Genomic DNA, 15337 nt, shown 5'->3' on the forward strand with positions numbered 1-15337 from the left:
TGTTATCCCGCGATATGCCCGGCCTTTTCGCGGGCGGCGGCGATGATGTCCTCACCATCACGCCCCATGACCCCGTCGGCGGCGACGATCTCGATGTCGGTGATCCCGAGAAAGCCGAGGAAGAAGGTCAGCCAGGGGCTCATGAAATCGATCTCGCTGCCCATTTTCGTGCCCCCGGATGCGACCGCAAGATAGGCCTTCTTGCCCTCGAGCAGGCCGACGGGTCCGGTCTCGGTATATTTGAAGGTCCGCCCGGCGCGTGCGACGAGATCGGCCCAGGCTTTCAGGCTGGCGGGGATGGTGAAATTGTAGACCGGGCTGGAAATGACGATGGTGTCGGCCGCCTCGAGTTCTTCGATCAATTGGTCGGAGATCGCCGCGAGTTCGGCCTGCTCGGCAGTGCGTTGCTCGACGGGTGCGAGGTTTGCGGCAAAACGCTCGGCGCTGACGAAGGGCACGTCCTCGGCCGCAAGGTCGCGGGTGGTGACGCGCGCCTCGCCCTTTGCGCTGAGCCCCGCGACGATCCGGTCGCCGAGCTGGTTCGAAATGCTTTCATCGCCGCGGATGCTGGCCTTGATGTGGAGGATATGGGTCATGGCATTGGTCCTTTCAGGTGTCGTGCCCTCCTCCCCGGTGGGGAGGAGGGATATGATCAGGCCGCGTCGACCAGGACGAGTTCGGCATCCTCGAGCGCGATGACGGTGATGTCGTCCAATGCGGTGATGGCGATGCCGTCGCGCGCCTTCGCCTCGACATCCGCGACCCGGACCCTGCCGGTCGCGGGAACGAGATAGAGGTGACGATCCGCCGAGCGCGGTGCATAGGTCACGCTGTCGCCCGCCTTGACGCTCGCGCCCAGGACACGGGCATCGGCCCGGATCGGCAGGGCATCCGCATCGCCTTCGAGGCCGCTTGCGAGGGGCACGAAGATGCCGCTGCGTTCGCCCCTCGGAAATGTCCGCGCGCCCCAGCCGGGCTCGCCGCCGCGCTCATCCGGGATGATCCAGATCTGGAACAGCGTCGTGTCGGTATCCTCGAGATTGTATTCCGAATGGCGCACGCCGGTCCCCGCGCTCATCACCTGCACGTCGCCCGCTTCGGTGCGGCCTTCATTGCCCATGCTGTCGCGGTGCGTGATCGCGCCGGTGCGGACATAGGTGATGATCTCCATGTCGCTGTGCGGATGGGTCGGGAAGCCCGTGCCCGGCGCGATGCGGTCGTCGTTCCACACCCGCAAGGCGCCCCAGTGGACGCGCGCCGGATCGTGATAGCCGGCGAAGCTGAAATGGTGATGCGCATCGAGCCAGCCGTGATTGGCCGCGCCGAGGCTTTCGAAAGGACGCAGTTCGATCATTGCTCTGTCTCCTGTTCTCAGCGGACCCGATTGGGGGCTCGCCTGTCGCAACGGGAGATAGGGCGATCGGTTCAAACGGATAAGTGCGATAAAACTTGCCAAGATGTTCGGATAATCCGAACATCGGCGAATGAAACTCGGCGAACCCGGCATCGACCAGATCCGCATCTTCCTGGCCGTGGCCGAGCATGGCAGTTTCGGCGGCGCAGCGCGCGCAATGGGACGCGCGGTTTCGGCGATCAGCTATGGCATTGCGCAGCTGGAGGCGCAGCTTGCCGTCACCCTGTTCGAGCGCGAAGGTTCGCGCCGACCCGTCCTGACCGAGGCGGGCGAGGGCCTCATGCCCGAAGCGCGCGCCGTGGCTGACCGGGTCGATGCCTTGCTCGCCAAGGCACAGGGCTTGCACGCCGGGCTCGAATCCTCGGTCCGGCTGGTCATCGACGTGATGGTTCCGGGCGAGGTGACGGCCGACGTGCTGCGCGAATTCCGGCGGATGTTCCCGACAAGTGCGCTGACGCTCAATGTCGAGGCGCTGGGCGCGGTGGCGGCCTGCCTGCTTGACGAGGACGCCGATCTTGCCATTGGCGGGCCGGTTATCGCAGAGCATCCCGCGCTCGAGCGGCAGGCGGTGGGCGAGGTCGAGCTCGTGCCCGTGGCCGCGCCCGATCACCCGCTCGCCCGGGCGAGCGCCGCGGGCGATGCGGCGCCGGGAGAGAGCCGCCGCCACCTGCAACTGGTGCTCGCCGACCGGTCCCGCCTTACCGAGGGACGCGAATTCTCGGTCCTCAGCCCGTTGACCTGGCGGTTGGGCGACCTTGGCGCAAAGCACACGCTGCTGCTGGAGGGGCTGGGCTGGGGCAATATGCCGCGCGCGATGGTGGCGGGCGGCCTGGCCGAGGGGCGGCTGGTCGAGCTCGATCTGCCGGAGCGGCCCGGGGCGCATTACCGGCTGAGCGCGATGTGGCGGCGCAATGCTCGGCTGGGCCCGGCGACGCGCTGGATTATCGACGCCTTCCGCGATCGGCTGGCGGCGAGCTAGGCGCTGCGCAGCCAGCGCCGCGCTTCGTCGGGCGCGTCGAAGAATTCGACCTCGACCCCGTCGGTGATGCGGCGATACTGCATCCGCACCAGAGGCGCGGAGGAGACCACGGCAAAGCGGGTGAGGCCGTTATCGCGCGCAACGAGGAGCGAATCGCGGATAACCTGGGCGGTCTGGCGGTCCTGCGGCACGAAATCCCTGAGATCGCCGAGCGCGCTGAACGGCGCGCGGTCGCGCAGGAAGGGCTTCACCTTCTCGCGCAGTTCGACGAGGAAATCCTGCATGCTCGCCACGGTCCACAGCCCGCTGATCGCGAAATGGAGTTCCGCGTGGTGTCTATCGACCGAGATCGAATGCGAGGGAGCGAGCGAAGCCATGGGAAATGACGTAACGCCGCCTGAGTAAAAATACCCATAACGCTGGCGAATTTTCTTTGATTTTCATGGTATAGGCTCTTCAGGTCGTCCGAGGGCGCGCGACCGTGCTCAGGCGGCGCAATGTCGCGCATACCGAAATGTCGCGCATACCGAAATGTCGCGCCCACCGAAATGTCGCGCCCACCGAATTGGGCGTCAGAGCCGCATCACCCAGCCATGCGGGTCGGGCGCCGTGCCGCGCTGGATGCCAACGAGGCGTTCGCGGATCTTCGTCGTCAGCTGCCCGGTCCCCCCTGCGCCGATGGTGAATTCGCCTTGCGGAGAGGCGACCGTGCCGACCGGCGTGACCACCGCGGCCGTGCCGCAGGCCATCGTCTCGAGCAGGTGCCCGCTTTCCGCCTCTTCGCGCCACTTCTCGAGCGAATAGGGCTCCTCGCGCACGTCGAGCCCCTCTTCGGAAAGCAGCGCGATCAGGCTGTCGCGGGTGATGCCGGGCAGGATCGTTCCGGTGAGCGGCGGGGTGATGACGCTGCCGTCGCGGCGCACGAAGAACAGGTTCATGCCGCCCAGTTCCTCGATCCACTTGTTCTCCACCGCGTCCAGGAAGACGACCTGGTCGCAGCCGTGCCGGGTGGCCTGCGCCTGGGGGACGAGGCTGGCGGCGTAATTGCCGCCGGTCTTGGCCGCGCCCGTCCCGCCGGGTGCGGCGCGGACATAGCCTTGCGCGACCCAGATCTTCACCGGGGCGACGCCGCCCTTGAAATAGCTGCCGGCCGCCGAGAGCAGGACGATGAACTTGTACTGTTTTGCCGGGCGCACGCCGAGAAACGCTTCGGAGGCGAACATGAAGGGACGGATGTAAAGCGAGCCGCCCTCGATGTCCGGCAGCCAGCCGGCATCGGCGGCAACCGCCTCGCGCACGGCGGCGAGGAAGGTTTCCTCCGGCAGTTCGGGCATCGCCATGCGCCGCGCGCTGGCGTTGAAACGGCGTGCATTCGCCTCGGGCCGGAACAGGGCGAGGCCGCCATCGGCATGGGCGTAGGCCTTCATCCCCTCGAAGATTTCCTGCGCATAATGCAGCACGCTTGCCGCCGGGTCGAGCGCGATGGGCTCGCGCGGGCCGATGGTCGGACCCTGCCAGCCGCCTTTCGCCTCGTCATAGTCGATCACCACCATGTGATCGGTGAAGACCGCGCCGAAACCGGGATCGGCGATCAGCGCGGCGCGCCGCTCGGGCGGAGTGGGCGAGGGATGGGGCAGGCGGGTGAAGTGCATGGCGGGCGGTTAATATGGCGCGCGGGATCGGGCAAGCGGGGAGTGATTTGTTTGCGCGGAGTCCTTTTCTGCGCACACTATCGGGCGTGCGATATCCTCGGCCCTGACGGGCCTGCGGGCGGGCTTGCAGGTGTGCTTTGCACGTCTGCGGCTTCGGCTTCGACTCCGCCCTTGCGGCCCTTCGGACCGAACCAGCGCGCTTAGCCTGCGTTGAGCTGGGATCCGTTCGGCAAAAGGGACACCGATCGGCGGCAAAGCCGCCGCAAGCGCGACCGCGCGCCCGCAGCTGCCCCGAAGCGAAGCGCAGGGATCAGCAGCGAGGTCGATCGCCCGGATGGGCGATCGAAAGGAACGAAATGAAAAGGGCGACCCGGCCCGTCGGCGGATCGCCCTTTCATGGTCAGCGGCCAGGAAGTGCCGCTCACGAAGCCTCTAAGGGTACCGTCTTACCGATAGTGCTCCGCGCGGAAACTTGCCGACCTCTCTGCTGGACCATGAGACATCGGATCACCTCCTTTCGCGCTAGTGTGCCAAGACCTGCCCGTATCACCGGGGGCCGAGAGCCGCGTTCGCCGCTGGCCTCGCCACCCTATGTGAATCATGCAGTTCACCGGCGCAAGACTTGAAAAAATGTTTTCCCGCGTCAGAATGGGTCGCCGTTGCATTGAGGCTTTTGCATCGAGGCCTAGCGGGCGTCCGGGCGAATTTCCGGACGCCCTTTCTTTGTTACATGCGCATGACCGGCGAATAGGTATTCGCGACTGTGGATAACTGCGAATCGCCCGGCTTTAGCGGCAATCCTCGATCACGCGGCTCACTTCGACCCAGGCCGGCAGGTAGAGCGTGCGTTCGCCCTCCACGGCGACGGCAAAGCGCCCTTTGGTGATCGCTATCGCGTCGAGCACGTCATCGCGAGGGTCAACCACTGCAGCAAGGATCATCGGGTTTTCGCGCACGGGGCTCGCTTCAAGCGTGCGCCTGCCGGTTTCCGCCGTGATGCTCATCGAACGCGGCGCGGTTTGATCGGTGTCGAGCACCCGTGCAAGCGCCACCTCACCGCGGGCGCAGCGAATAACGAATACCGGCTTTCGAACCGATGTCCCGAACACAGCCAGCGTCTCGCCCGGTTCTTTCGCATAATCCCAATCGCCTGCAGTCTGCGGGGCATCGAGATAGTTCTCGTAGACCGGCTCCGACACGGGCGGCGGCGGGGCTGGCTGCGTCGTCGGGGCGGGCGCCGGGGTCGCGGCCGGAGCGGGCGGCGGCGGCGGTGGCAGCGGCACGTCGGGTTCGGGTATGCAGGCGGCGAGCGCCGCGGTCAGCGCAAGCGCACCGGCGGCGGTAAGATAGGTCGCTTTCATGGTTCCTAAATGCGCGCTAAGCCCGCGCGCGTCCATGGCCAATCCGGCGAAACCCTCTTCCAAGGCGGCGAAACGGCGCGCCGATCACCTGCTGGTCGAGCGCGGCCTTGCCCCTAGCCGCAGCCGCGCCCAGGCGTTGATCATGGCGGGCGTGGTCTATGCGGGCGATGCGAAGGTCGGCAAGCCCGGCCAGCAAATGCCGCAGGATGCGCCGCTCGAAGTGCGCGGGCGCGACCATCCCTGGGTCAGCCGCGGCGGGGTCAAGCTCGATCACGCGCTATCCCGTTTCGCGATCGATGTGGCCGGGATCACGGCGATGGATATCGGTTCGTCCACCGGTGGTTTCACGGATGTCCTTCTCACGAGAGGGGCGGCGCATGTTTTTGCGGTCGATTCGGGGACCAATCAGCTTGCCTGGAAATTGCGGCAGGACCCGCGAGTCACCGTGCTCGAGCAGACCAGCGCGCGGATCCTCTCACCCGACCAGATCGACCGGGAATGCGGCCTCGTGGTGTGCGATGCGAGCTTTATCGGCCTTGCCAAGGTGCTCGAACGCCCGCTCGAAATCGCCGCGCGCGAATGCCGCGTCGTCGCGCTTATCAAGCCGCAATTCGAAGTCCAACGCCACGAGGTCGGCAAGGGCGGCGTGGTGCGCGATCCCGCCCTTCACGAGCGCGTGTGCGGCGAAGTGCGCGCATGGCTCGGGGCGCGCGGCTTTACGGTCGAGGGCATCGTGACAAGCCCGATCACCGGGCCCCAGGGCAATGTCGAATTCCTGGTGAGCGCGCTGCGGGGCTGAGTGCGGGAACGCGCGCCGCCGCCCTGGCGGGGTAGCCACAACGAAAGCGGCCGGTGGCAGAACGAACTGCCACCGGCCGCCTGATTGCGCGAGAATTGGTCGCGCGAAGGGGAGCTTACTCCTCTTCGGCCATTTCCTCGGACATTTCGCCTTCGACGGCTTCCTCGGTTTCTTCCATGGCTTCTTCGGTTTCTTCCATGGCCTCGTCCGCCATCATTTCACCTTCGGCCATCGCCTCTTCGGTGCTTTCCTCGACGCTCATGGCATCGGCTTCGGTTTCGGTGGCTTCGTCGGCCGGCTCGGCGCAGGCAGCGGTAAGAGCGAGGCCGCCGGCGACGGCGATCAGCGAGAAAAGATTGTTGGTCTTCATGTGGTGTTCCCCTTAAAACCCCGAAACAGGGTCATGATTGAACCGGGACGCGCACTGCGTTTCCTGCCGCTCAGCGCCCCGAATCGCGGCAAGAATGTGGCGGTGGTAGCAGAATGCGCGCGCGGCGCTAATGGGAATCAACATATTTTCGCCTCAATTTGCCCGGGAGCACCGGACAGGCGCGGGCTGATGTACGCACATGCACGGTTGCGCTGCAGGCCGGCGATGGTTGAGGGAAGGCTCCCGGCGAGCGATTGGCGCGGGGGCGCGGCTTGTGTATCGCCGCTTTCACCGCGATCCGTGGGCGAGTCGCCCGGGCGACGGCAACGCTTCTCGGGTCTGGGCTTGCGGTCAGTGCGTGCGGTCAGTGCGTGCTGTCAGTGCTCGGGGGACGGGCTTGGGGAGGGACGATGCATACACTTGCTTCAAAGGGCCAATTGCGCGCGAGCTTCATTCGCTGGTCGCTGTTCTTCGTGCCGCTCATCGTGCTGCTCGGCTTCGTCTCGGGCGAATTCGGCGGCGCCGACACGCCGTGGTTCGCCAGCCTCGAAAAGCCCGCGATCTTTCCACCGCCTGCCGTTTTCGGGATCGTGTGGGGCCTGCTTTACGTGATGATCGGCCTCGCCGGCGCACTGGTGGCGAGCGCCTGGGGCGCGCGCGGGCGAGCGTTGGCGCTCGGCGCCTTCGCGGTGCATTTCATCGGGCCGCTGGCATGGACACCGGTCTTTTTCGGGCTGCAGGAAATGCGCATCGCGCTCGCCATTCTCGCCTATTCGGTGGTGAGCCTCCTGGTCGTACTCGCCCTCTACTGGCGGGTGCGCAAATGGGCGGGGATCCTTCTGCTTCCCTATCTCGCCTGGGCGAGCTTCGCGACCGTGCTCAATTACCAGTTCATCGCCGAGAACCCGGATGGCGGCGCGGGCGATTCCAGCGGGGCCGTCGAGCGGTTCGAATTGTAAGCGCACAATCTGGACAAATGCGGCGCGCGTGACCAAATACACCCTATGCAGAGCCAGAACCCGATCATCGCCGATTTCGTCAAACTCGCCAACAGCGCCGCCGGGACCGTCGCCGGCATGAGCCGCGAAGCGCGCGACAATGCCCGCGAACGCCTGCGCGAGCGGCTGGGCGGCATCGATTTTGTCAGCCGCGAGGAATTCGAGACCGTCAAGGCCATGGCGACCAAGGCCCGCGAACAGGCCGATGCGCTCGAGGCCAAGGTCGCCGAGCTCGAGGCCAAGCTCGCCAAGAAGTGATCCGCTGAAGGCGCGCTCGGCATGCACCTGCGCGCCCCGGCCATTCTCGTCGCGTCGCGCGCACACGGCGAAACCGCCGCGATCGCGCGCCTGATGACCGAACAATACGGCCTCGTCGCCGCCTATGTCGCCGGTGGGCGCGGGCGGCGCATGCGTCCCGTCGTGATACCGGGCAACCGCGTCGCGCTTGATCTCAGCGCGAAATCCGACAGCCAGCTGCCCTTCGCGCGGCTCGAACTCGAGGAAAGCCGCGCGCCCTGGATGAGCGAGCCGCTGCCCGCTGCCGCGATCCAGTGGGCCTGCACGCTCACGGCCTCGGCCCTGCCCGAGCGCAATCCCTATCCCGCGCTTCACTCCGCGCTCGATGCACTGCTCGGCGCGGTCTGCCATGCGCCTTCGGCGCGCGGCTGGCTGGGCGCGATGGTCGGTTACGAAGCGCTGCTGCTGCGCGAGATGGGGTATGGCACGCCGCTGGGTGAGGCCGCGCCGTCGCTCGATGCCCCGCTGGCCGACCAGTTCGAGGCCTTCCGCGCGCTCCATCGCCCCATGGGCCGTCATGCCCTTGCAGGCGCGGCGGGCGATGGTATGGCCGCGCGCGTGCTGCTGGGCGAACGGCTTGCCCGGATGGTGAGATAGGGGCTGGTCATGAAGATTGCGGTGCTGCCCGGCGACGGGATCGGGCCAGAGGTGACGCGCGAGGCGGTGCGCGTGCTCGAACGCCTGGACCTGCCGCAGCTTACCCTGTTCGAAGGCGATGTCGGCGGCATCGCCTGTAAACGCCACGGCGTGCCGCTCCCGCCCGAGACGCTGGAAATGGCGCATCATGCCGATGCGGTGCTGTTCGGTGCGGTGGGGGATCCGTCGTGCGACAATCTGGAGCGGCACCTGCGCCCCGAACAGGCGATCCTGTCCTTGCGCAAGGAACTGGGCCTGTTCGCCAATCTGCGCCCGGCGAAAGTGTTCGAGGGCCTCGAACATCTCTCCCCGCTGCGCGGCGAAATCGCGCGAAGCCTCGACATGCTGATCGTGCGCGAGCTGACCGGCGATGTCTATTTCGGGAAGAAGGGCGAGCGCACGACCGATGACGGCGAACGCGAGGGCTGGGACGAAATGGCCTATAGCGCGCCCGAAATCCGCCGCATCGCCCATGTCGCCTTCCGCGCGGCCAAGGCGGCCGGGACGGGGCTGACCAGCGTGGACAAGGCAAACGTGCTGGAGACCAGCCAGGTCTGGCGCGACGTGGTTTGCGAAGTCGCGCATGGCTACCGCGAGGTGGAGCTGGCCCACATGTATGTCGACAATGCCGCGATGCAGGTGATCGCCAATCCGGCGCAGTTCCGGGTGATGCTGACGGGCAACCTGTTCGGCGATATCCTGTCCGATCTCGCCAGCGCGGCGGTCGGCTCGATCGGGCTGCTGCCGAGCGCCTCGCTGGGCGAACGGCAGACCGGATACGGCACTTTCGGCCTATACGAGCCGATCCACGGCAGCGCGCCGGACATTGCGGGAGAGGGCAAGGCGAACCCGATGGCGACGATCCTTTCGGCGGCGATGATGCTGCGCCATTCCTTTGGCCGCGAAGATGACGCCGCGCGGATCGAGGCGGCGGTGGCGAAAGCGCTCGCCGACGGGATACGCGGCGGCGACCTCGGCGGGGATCACGGCACCGAGGCGATCGGTGCGGCGGTGCGCGAGCGGCTCTGAAGCCGAGACGCGGCCCGTGCTCGAACGTCCCATGCTGGAATTGGCCATCATCCTGCCGACGCTGAACGAGCGCGGCAATCTCGCGCCGCTGGTGGGGCGGATAGAGACGGCGCTGGGAAGCGCGGGCTGGGAGGTCCTGATCGTAGACGACGACAGCCGCGACGGCACGGCAGACGAAGCGCGTGCGCTCGCGCTCACCGATGCCCGGGTGCGGGTGATCCAGCGGATCGGACGGCGCGGTCTTGCCAGCGCGGCAATGGAGGGTTTCTGCGCCACCGCCGCCCCCTATTGCGCGGTGATGGATGCCGACCACCAGCACGACCCCGCGCTGCTGCCGAAAATGCTCGCGGCTCTGAAGGCGGGCGAGGCGGACATCTGCGTCGCCAGCCGCTTCGCCGAAGGGGCGAGCACGGCAAACTGGGCGAACCCGGAGCGCGAGCGGCTATCGGGCCTTGCCAATCGCATCGCGCGCGGCCTGACCGGCGTGGACCTCACCGACCCGATGAGCGGCTATTTCATGCTTCCCACCGCGACAGCGCGCGCGCTCGTGCCGCGCCTGTCGGGGATCGGCTTCAAGATCCTGCTCGACCTGCTCGCCACATCGGACACGCCGATGCGGGTGCGCGAATTCCCGCTCGATTTCGCCGCCCGGCGCGAAGGAACAAGCAAGCTCGACCGCGCCATCCTGTTCGACTTTCTCGCCGGGCTCTATGACAAGACCATGGGCCGCCTGATCCCCACCCGCTTCGCCCTGTTCGGCACGGTCGGCGCGCTGGGCGTGATCGTCCATTTCGCGGTGCTGACCGCGCTGCTGTTCGTGTTCGAGGAAGGCTTCACGCTGGCGCAGGGCGCGGCGGTGCTGGTGGCGATGAGCTTCAATTTCTGGCTCAACAATTACCTCACCTATCGCGACCAGCGGTTGAAGGGCTGGGGCGCGGTGCTGCGCGGCTGGGTCGGATTCTGCCTGACCTGCGCGGTGGGCGCATTCGCCAATGTGGCGGTGGCGACCTTACTGGAGAGCCGGGGCGTGTTCTGGGCGCTCGCCGCGCTTGCCGGCATCCTGATCGGATCGGTCTGGAACTATGCGCTGTCCAGCCGCTTCGTCTGGGGGCGGTTCTGAAAAGCCGGAATAAGCCAATCGGATGCGGCGCATCCGCAAGGGCGACCGCCCGCCCGCAGCGATGCGGCCGTCAGGCCGCGTGAGCGAGGATATCGCGCGCCGGATGGCGTGCGGAAAAAGCAATCACCGCCAGCCCGCGATCCAGGTCCAGTCGGCGAAGCTCATCGGACCGTCGAGCGGCGCGGCGGTCAGCACCTTCCAGAACAGCGCGAAGATGCCGATGCTCGCAACCGGGACCGCCCAGCCGAGCCAGCGCAGGCGCTCGACCTGCCGCAGCTCCGACAGCGCCAGGGCGAGCGCCGCCAGCTGGAACACCGACGGCATCATGTAGTGATAGTAGAACTGCACCGGCTTGGGCGCGACCACCCACAGGCCGAGGCTCGCGGCATAGCCCACGACCACGCCGACCTTAGCCCATTCGCGCCGCCAGAAGCCGGTGGCCGCGCACCACGCCAGCGCCGGAAGCCCCAGCAGCATCGTCAGCGGATTGCCGATCAAGAGCACCCCGCGCTGCGCGCCGTCGGCGAATTCGTAAAGATACCAGATGCCGCGCGTGTTGGTGACCCATTGCGGCCAGGTGCTCTGGTAATTGTGCGGCGCCATGACCGATTTCTGCAGTTCGAGGATTTCGGCGTGAAGCTCGACGAGGCCGAAGGGAAACAGCTCCCCGGCAAGCGGCGAGGGGTGGAATTGGGTGCCCAGCCAGTATCCCGGCAGGAAGGTCAGCGCATAGACGCCAAGCGGGACGACGCCGAGCCAGACGAAGGCTTCGATGAGGCTCACCCCCGGCACCGGGACACCCCGCCGGCTGGTGAGCAGGCGGCGGCGCCCGGCGGACATGCGCGCCCCGAAAAAGGCGAGGCCCGGCAGCATGGCAAGCGGAATCGCGTTCCATTTCGAGCCCAGCGCGCAGCCGATGGCCACGCCGCAGGCCGCCAGTCGCCAGCGCCCGGTTTCCGGCTCGCGGATCGCGGCGGCGAAAGCCCACGCGGCGAGGCTAAGGAAAACGGCCATGAAGATATCGAGCATGGCGATGCGCGCCTGCACGAAGAGGTGAAACCCGCTCGCCAGCAGCGCTCCGAAAGCGATCGTGGCGTAGCGATCGAGGCTCGCATGCCACAGCGCGCGCATCGCCGCGCCCACGGCAATCGTCCCGGCGACAAGCGGCATGATCCGCCAGCCCAGCGGCCCGTCGTCGAAGAGCCATATCCCGAGCGCGATCAGCTCCTTGGCCAAAAGCGGGTGTTCTCGGTTCATGTATTGCCCGCCTTCGAGCAGCGCGCGCGCGGCGGGGAGGTAATGCACCTCGTCGAAATAGGGCTGGGACAGGACGGTGAGCCGCACGCTCGCCAGTAGAGCGAAGAGCGCCGGGACGATCAGGCACCACAGCCACGGATCTCGCACAGGCTCCGGCGGGCCGATCGCGTCGCCGGTGACGGCGGCAGGCGGGGATGCGACCTCTTGCATGGCTGAACGCGCGCTTACGAAAGCGGTGCGCGCTTGCCAAGCGGCTTGGTGCGCCCGGCATGGCGCGATCCGCTTGTAAGCCACGCCGCCAGAGCCTAATCGCTTGCCCCATGAAGAAGACGACCGGAATGGACCGCAAGGTCACCCAGAAATGGCGTCCCGCGACGCAGGCCGTGCGCGGGGGCACGTGGCGCTCGCAGCAGGGCGAGACGAGCGAGGCGATGTTCCTCACCTCGGGCTATTCCTACGACGATGCGCAAACGGTTGCGGACCGTTTCGCGGGCGAGGCGGAAGGCATGACCTATTCGCGCCTCCAGAATCCGACCGTCGCCATGCTGGAGGAACGCATTGCCCTCATCGAAGGGGCCGAGGCCGCCCGCGCGCAGGCGAGCGGGATGGCGGCGATGACCGCGGCGCTCCTGTGCCAATTGTCGGTCGGCGACCACTGCGTTTCCGCGCGTGCGGCCTTCGGTTCGTGCCGCTGGCTGGTCGATCAATTGCTGCCCCGCTTCGGGATCGAGACAACGGTGATCGACAGCGCCGACAATGCCGCGTGGGAAGCTGCAATCCGGCCCAACACCAAGGTCTTCTTCTTCGAGACCCCGGCCAACCCGACGCTCGACATCGTGGACCTGCAATTTGTCTGCGACCTCGCCCGTTCACACGGGATCACCACTGTGGTCGACAACGCCTTCGCCACCCCCGTGTTGCAACGCCCGATGGAATTCGGCGCGGACGTGGTGGCCTATTCGGCGACCAAGATGATGGACGGGCAGGGCCGGGTGCTGGCGGGCGCGATCTGTTCGTCGAAACAGTGGATCGACGAGGTGCTGATGCCGTTCCAGCGCAACACCGGGCCGACGCTTTCGGCCTTCAACGCTTGGGTGGTCCTGAAGGGCCTCGAAACGCTCGAACTGCGCGCGCACCGCCAGAGCGAGAACGCCGTCGCGCTGGGCCGTTTCATGGAAGAGCGTGTCACGAAGGTCGCCGGACGGATGCTCCATCCGGGCCTGCCGAGCCACCCGCGCCATGCGCTTGCCAAACAGCAGATGGACGCGACGGGGCCGATCTTCGCCTTCGACGTGGGCACGCGCGAGCGGGCCTTTGCGCTGCTCGATGCGCTCGAACTGATCGACATTTCGAACAATATCGGCGATGCCAAGACCTTGATGTGCCACCCGGCTTCGACCACCCATGCCAATATGGGCGAAGAAGCGCGCGACGAAATGGGCGTGACGGACGGGCTCATCCGCATCAATGTCGGGCTGGAGGACATTGCCGATCTCACCGAGGACATGGACCGTGCTCTCGGCGCGGCGGGAATGTAGGGGGAAGGACAAGGACAGTGTCCGGGGGCCGGGCCGCCCGCCTGTGCCTCGACTGGGAGAGCGGACGGCCCGGCCGATGCACACGGCGCCTGCCCGGGGGCAAGACCGCTCGGAAACGACCTGTCAGGAACCCCTGCCTCATCAGGCCGACCGGTTCCCGAAGACCTGACCTTCCTGCAGCCTTTCGCCTAAGCGAATGCGAAAGGGTTCGGGTAATGGCGCGTCAACCATGATCTCGAATCTTGTGCCCGGTTGTGCGTTGCAGCAAGAACCTGTAGAAGCCGTTTGGTTTTAACGCGCCTGCCGGTATCGAGCGGGCCCCAGACGTTTTCGGAAAAATATGTCCGCCATGATCCCAGACCGCTCCTTCGCGGCCCGGCTGCGCGCCGATTTGCACCGCGACTGGCTTGCCCAGCCGCGCGCCGACATCCTTGCCGGGATCGTCGTCGCGCTCGCTCTCATCCCCGAGGCGATCGGCTTCGCCCTCATCGCGGGCGTGGACCCGAGCGTCGGGCTCTATGCGAGCGTGGTGATCGCGATGGTCATCGCCTTCACCGGCGGGCGGCCCGGCATGATTTCGGCGGCGACTGCGGCGGTCGCGGTCGTGGTCATCCCGCTGGTGCGCGAATACGGGGTCGAATATCTCTTCGCAGCGACGATCCTGATGGGCGTGTTCCAGGCAATCGCGGCCCTCCTGCGGCTCGACCTGCTGATGCAGTTCGTCAGCCGCAGCGTCATCACCGGTTTCGTCAACGCGCTCGCCATCCTCATCTTCATGGCGCAGATCCCGCAGCTCACCGGGGTGGGGGTGGAAACCTATGTCATGGTCGCGGCGGGCCTTGCGATCATCTATCTCCTGCCGCGCGTGACCAAGGCCGTGCCGAGCCCGCTGGTCGCGATCCTGCTGCTGACGGGAGCGGCGATATGGTGGGGCCTGCCGGTCAACACGGTCGCGGGCGAGGGCGAGCTGCCCGATGGCCTGCCCTTCTTCCGCCTGCCGGATGTGCCGCTGACGATGGAGACGCTGCGCATCATCGCGCCTTTTTCGCTCACCATGGCGGCGGTCGGCTTGCTCGAAAGCCTGCTCACCGCGCAGATCGTCGACGACATGACCCATACCGACAGCGACAAGCGCCGCGAGAGCGCGGGGCAGGGCGGGGCGAACATCGCCGCGGCCTTCTTCGGCGGGATGGGCGGTTGCGCGATGATCGGGCAGTCGGTCATCAATGTCGCGAGCGGCGGACGCGGGCGGCTGTCGACCTTCACCGCCGGGGCCTTCCTGCTGTTCCTGCTCACGGTGCTGGGCGACTGGGTCGGGCAGGTGCCGATGCCCGCGCTGGTCGCGGTGATGATCATGGTGTCGATCGGGACGTTCTCGTGGAACTCGATCCCCAACCTGCGCCGCCACCCGCCAACCTCGAGCGCGGTCATGATCGCGACCGTGGTGGTTGTCGTGTGGACCCATGACCTTGCCCTCGGAGTCCTCACCGGCGTGCTGCTGTCGGGCATCTTCTTCGCAGGGAAAGTGCGCAATCTCTTCGATGTCGAGCGCATACGCCGGCCCCATTCGGCGGTCTATGTCGTCACCGGCGAGATCTTCTTCGCCAGCGTCGACAAGTTCATCGCAAAGCTCGGCCCCGAAAGCGGATACGAGGACGCGGCGCACAATGTGGTGATCGACGTGTCCAAGGCGCATTTCTGGGACATTTCGGCGATCGGCGCGCTCGAAAAGGTGGTCGAGCGAATGCGCCGCAACGGGCGTCATACACGCGTCGTCGGGCTCAACCGGGCGAGCGCGGACCTGTTCGACCGATATGCGCTGGAGGACCGCACCGGGCTGGAGCTCGGTCTGGCTCCGCATTGATTTCTTGCGCAGCCCATCCGGGC

General features: G+C 66.7%; 16 protein-coding genes. 9 read left to right on the forward strand and 7 right to left on the reverse strand.

Annotated features, from left to right (window positions below):
- Window positions 1–2: 2 nt before the first annotated feature.
- Together RIB52_RS07175 and RIB52_RS07180 are read right to left on the reverse strand one after the other, a co-directional pair.
- Window positions 3–596 (reverse strand): FMN-dependent NADH-azoreductase, encoded by a 594-nt coding sequence (locus tag RIB52_RS07175; protein ID WP_350174390.1) that lies wholly within the window; start codon window positions 594–596, stop codon window positions 3–5.
- 56 nt (window positions 597–652) lie between these two features.
- Window positions 653–1354 (reverse strand): pirin family protein, encoded by a 702-nt coding sequence (locus RIB52_RS07180; RefSeq protein WP_350174392.1) that lies wholly within the window; start codon window positions 1352–1354, stop codon window positions 653–655.
- A 130-nt stretch (window positions 1355–1484) separates the two neighbouring features.
- On the opposite strand from RIB52_RS07180, the gene RIB52_RS07185 reads away from it, so the two are divergent.
- Complete coding sequence (locus tag RIB52_RS07185) at window positions 1485–2393, forward strand: LysR family transcriptional regulator (RefSeq protein ID WP_350174394.1); 909 nt, start codon at window positions 1485–1487, stop codon at window positions 2391–2393.
- Here RIB52_RS07185 and RIB52_RS07190 read toward each other — a convergent pair.
- From RIB52_RS07190 to RIB52_RS07200, 3 genes are all read right to left on the reverse strand, one after another.
- Entirely contained in the window at window positions 2390–2770 is a 381-nt protein-coding gene (locus RIB52_RS07190; RefSeq protein WP_350174396.1) for an STAS/SEC14 domain-containing protein, read from the reverse strand. The two genes, RIB52_RS07185 and RIB52_RS07190, sit on opposite strands and share 4 nt — an antisense overlap.
- Window positions 2771–2965: 195 nt before the next feature.
- Window positions 2966–4045, reverse strand: a complete 1080-nt coding sequence (locus RIB52_RS07195) for a branched-chain amino acid aminotransferase (protein ID WP_350174398.1) — start codon at window positions 4043–4045, stop codon at window positions 2966–2968.
- A 788-nt stretch (window positions 4046–4833) separates the two neighbouring features.
- Window positions 4834–5406, reverse strand: coding sequence for a hypothetical protein (locus RIB52_RS07200; RefSeq protein WP_350174400.1), 573 nt, complete (start codon window positions 5404–5406; stop codon window positions 4834–4836).
- A gap of 34 nt (window positions 5407–5440) precedes the next feature.
- Here RIB52_RS07200 and RIB52_RS07205 point away from each other — a divergent pair, with 34 nt between their 5' ends.
- Window positions 5441–6205, forward strand: a complete 765-nt coding sequence (locus tag RIB52_RS07205; RefSeq protein ID WP_350174402.1) for a TlyA family RNA methyltransferase — start codon at window positions 5441–5443, stop codon at window positions 6203–6205.
- A gap of 115 nt (window positions 6206–6320) precedes the next feature.
- Here RIB52_RS07205 and RIB52_RS07210 read toward each other — a convergent pair whose 3' ends face one another.
- Window positions 6321–6575: a hypothetical protein gene (locus tag RIB52_RS07210; RefSeq protein ID WP_350174404.1), complete on the reverse strand. Its 255-nt coding sequence runs from the start codon at window positions 6573–6575 to the stop codon at window positions 6321–6323.
- 410 nt (window positions 6576–6985) lie between these two features.
- On the opposite strand from RIB52_RS07210, the gene RIB52_RS07215 reads away from it, so the two are divergent.
- The 5 genes from RIB52_RS07215 to RIB52_RS07235 are packed head-to-tail and all read left to right on the forward strand — an operon-like array spanning window position 6986 to window position 10655.
- A complete protein-coding gene (locus tag RIB52_RS07215) occupies window positions 6986–7534 on the forward strand; it encodes a TspO/MBR family protein (RefSeq protein WP_350174406.1) in 549 nt (182 codons plus the stop codon).
- 45 nt (window positions 7535–7579) lie between these two features.
- Complete coding sequence (locus RIB52_RS07220; protein ID WP_350174408.1) at window positions 7580–7831, forward strand: accessory factor UbiK family protein; 252 nt, start codon at window positions 7580–7582, stop codon at window positions 7829–7831.
- Window positions 7832–7852: 21 nt separating this feature from the next.
- Window positions 7853–8467, forward strand: coding sequence for a DNA repair protein RecO (gene recO, locus RIB52_RS07225; RefSeq protein ID WP_350174410.1), 615 nt, complete (start codon window positions 7853–7855; stop codon window positions 8465–8467).
- Window positions 8468–8476: 9 nt separating this feature from the next.
- Window positions 8477–9535 carry a 3-isopropylmalate dehydrogenase gene (leuB, locus tag RIB52_RS07230; RefSeq protein WP_350174412.1) on the forward strand — a complete coding sequence of 353 codons (1059 nt, stop codon included), beginning with the start codon at window positions 8477–8479 and terminating at the stop codon, window positions 9533–9535.
- A 31-nt stretch (window positions 9536–9566) separates the two neighbouring features.
- Window positions 9567–10655, forward strand: a complete 1089-nt coding sequence (locus tag RIB52_RS07235) for a glycosyltransferase family 2 protein (RefSeq protein ID WP_350174414.1) — start codon at window positions 9567–9569, stop codon at window positions 10653–10655.
- 123 nt (window positions 10656–10778) lie between these two features.
- Here RIB52_RS07235 and RIB52_RS07240 read toward each other — a convergent pair whose 3' ends face one another.
- Window positions 10779–12122, reverse strand: coding sequence for a phospholipid carrier-dependent glycosyltransferase (locus tag RIB52_RS07240; protein WP_350174416.1), 1344 nt, complete (start codon window positions 12120–12122; stop codon window positions 10779–10781).
- Window positions 12123–12232: 110 nt separating this feature from the next.
- Here RIB52_RS07240 and metZ point away from each other — a divergent pair, with 110 nt between their 5' ends.
- Window positions 12233–13450, forward strand: coding sequence for an O-succinylhomoserine sulfhydrylase (gene metZ / locus RIB52_RS07245; protein WP_350174418.1), 1218 nt, complete (start codon window positions 12233–12235; stop codon window positions 13448–13450).
- Between the two features lie 349 nt (window positions 13451–13799).
- A complete protein-coding gene (locus RIB52_RS07250; protein ID WP_350174775.1) occupies window positions 13800–15314 on the forward strand; it encodes a SulP family inorganic anion transporter in 1515 nt (504 codons plus the stop codon).
- Window positions 15315–15337: the final 23 nt, after the last annotated feature.

The sequence above is a fragment of the Erythrobacter sp. genome (assembly GCF_040217515.1).
Taxonomy (GTDB): domain Bacteria; phylum Pseudomonadota; class Alphaproteobacteria; order Sphingomonadales; family Sphingomonadaceae; genus Erythrobacter.

What these genes read in the sequence shown, in the direction of transcription:
- RIB52_RS07175 (WP_350174390.1), bottom strand. Translation starts at nt 596, where the DNA reads ATGACCCATATCCTCCACATCAAGGCCAGCATCCGCGGCGATGAAAGC.
- RIB52_RS07180 (WP_350174392.1), bottom strand. Translation starts at nt 1,354, where the DNA reads ATGATCGAACTGCGTCCTTTCGAAAGCCTCGGCGCGGCCAATCACGGC.
- RIB52_RS07185 (WP_350174394.1), top strand. Translation starts at nt 1,485, where the DNA reads ATGAAACTCGGCGAACCCGGCATCGACCAGATCCGCATCTTCCTGGCC.
- RIB52_RS07190 (WP_350174396.1), bottom strand. Translation starts at nt 2,770, where the DNA reads ATGGCTTCGCTCGCTCCCTCGCATTCGATCTCGGTCGATAGACACCAC.
- RIB52_RS07195 (WP_350174398.1), bottom strand. Translation starts at nt 4,045, where the DNA reads ATGCACTTCACCCGCCTGCCCCATCCCTCGCCCACTCCGCCCGAGCGG.
- RIB52_RS07200 (WP_350174400.1), bottom strand. Translation starts at nt 5,406, where the DNA reads ATGAAAGCGACCTATCTTACCGCCGCCGGTGCGCTTGCGCTGACCGCG.
- RIB52_RS07205 (WP_350174402.1), top strand. Translation starts at nt 5,441, where the DNA reads ATGGCCAATCCGGCGAAACCCTCTTCCAAGGCGGCGAAACGGCGCGCC.
- RIB52_RS07210 (WP_350174404.1), bottom strand. Translation starts at nt 6,575, where the DNA reads ATGAAGACCAACAATCTTTTCTCGCTGATCGCCGTCGCCGGCGGCCTC.
- RIB52_RS07215 (WP_350174406.1), top strand. Translation starts at nt 6,986, where the DNA reads ATGCATACACTTGCTTCAAAGGGCCAATTGCGCGCGAGCTTCATTCGC.
- RIB52_RS07220 (WP_350174408.1), top strand. Translation starts at nt 7,580, where the DNA reads ATGCAGAGCCAGAACCCGATCATCGCCGATTTCGTCAAACTCGCCAAC.
- recO (WP_350174410.1), top strand. Translation starts at nt 7,853, where the DNA reads ATGCACCTGCGCGCCCCGGCCATTCTCGTCGCGTCGCGCGCACACGGC.
- leuB (WP_350174412.1), top strand. Translation starts at nt 8,477, where the DNA reads ATGAAGATTGCGGTGCTGCCCGGCGACGGGATCGGGCCAGAGGTGACG.
- RIB52_RS07235 (WP_350174414.1), top strand. Translation starts at nt 9,567, where the DNA reads ATGCTGGAATTGGCCATCATCCTGCCGACGCTGAACGAGCGCGGCAAT.
- RIB52_RS07240 (WP_350174416.1), bottom strand. Translation starts at nt 12,122, where the DNA reads ATGCAAGAGGTCGCATCCCCGCCTGCCGCCGTCACCGGCGACGCGATC.
- metZ (WP_350174418.1), top strand. Translation starts at nt 12,233, where the DNA reads ATGAAGAAGACGACCGGAATGGACCGCAAGGTCACCCAGAAATGGCGT.
- RIB52_RS07250 (WP_350174775.1), top strand. Translation starts at nt 13,800, where the DNA reads ATGATCCCAGACCGCTCCTTCGCGGCCCGGCTGCGCGCCGATTTGCAC.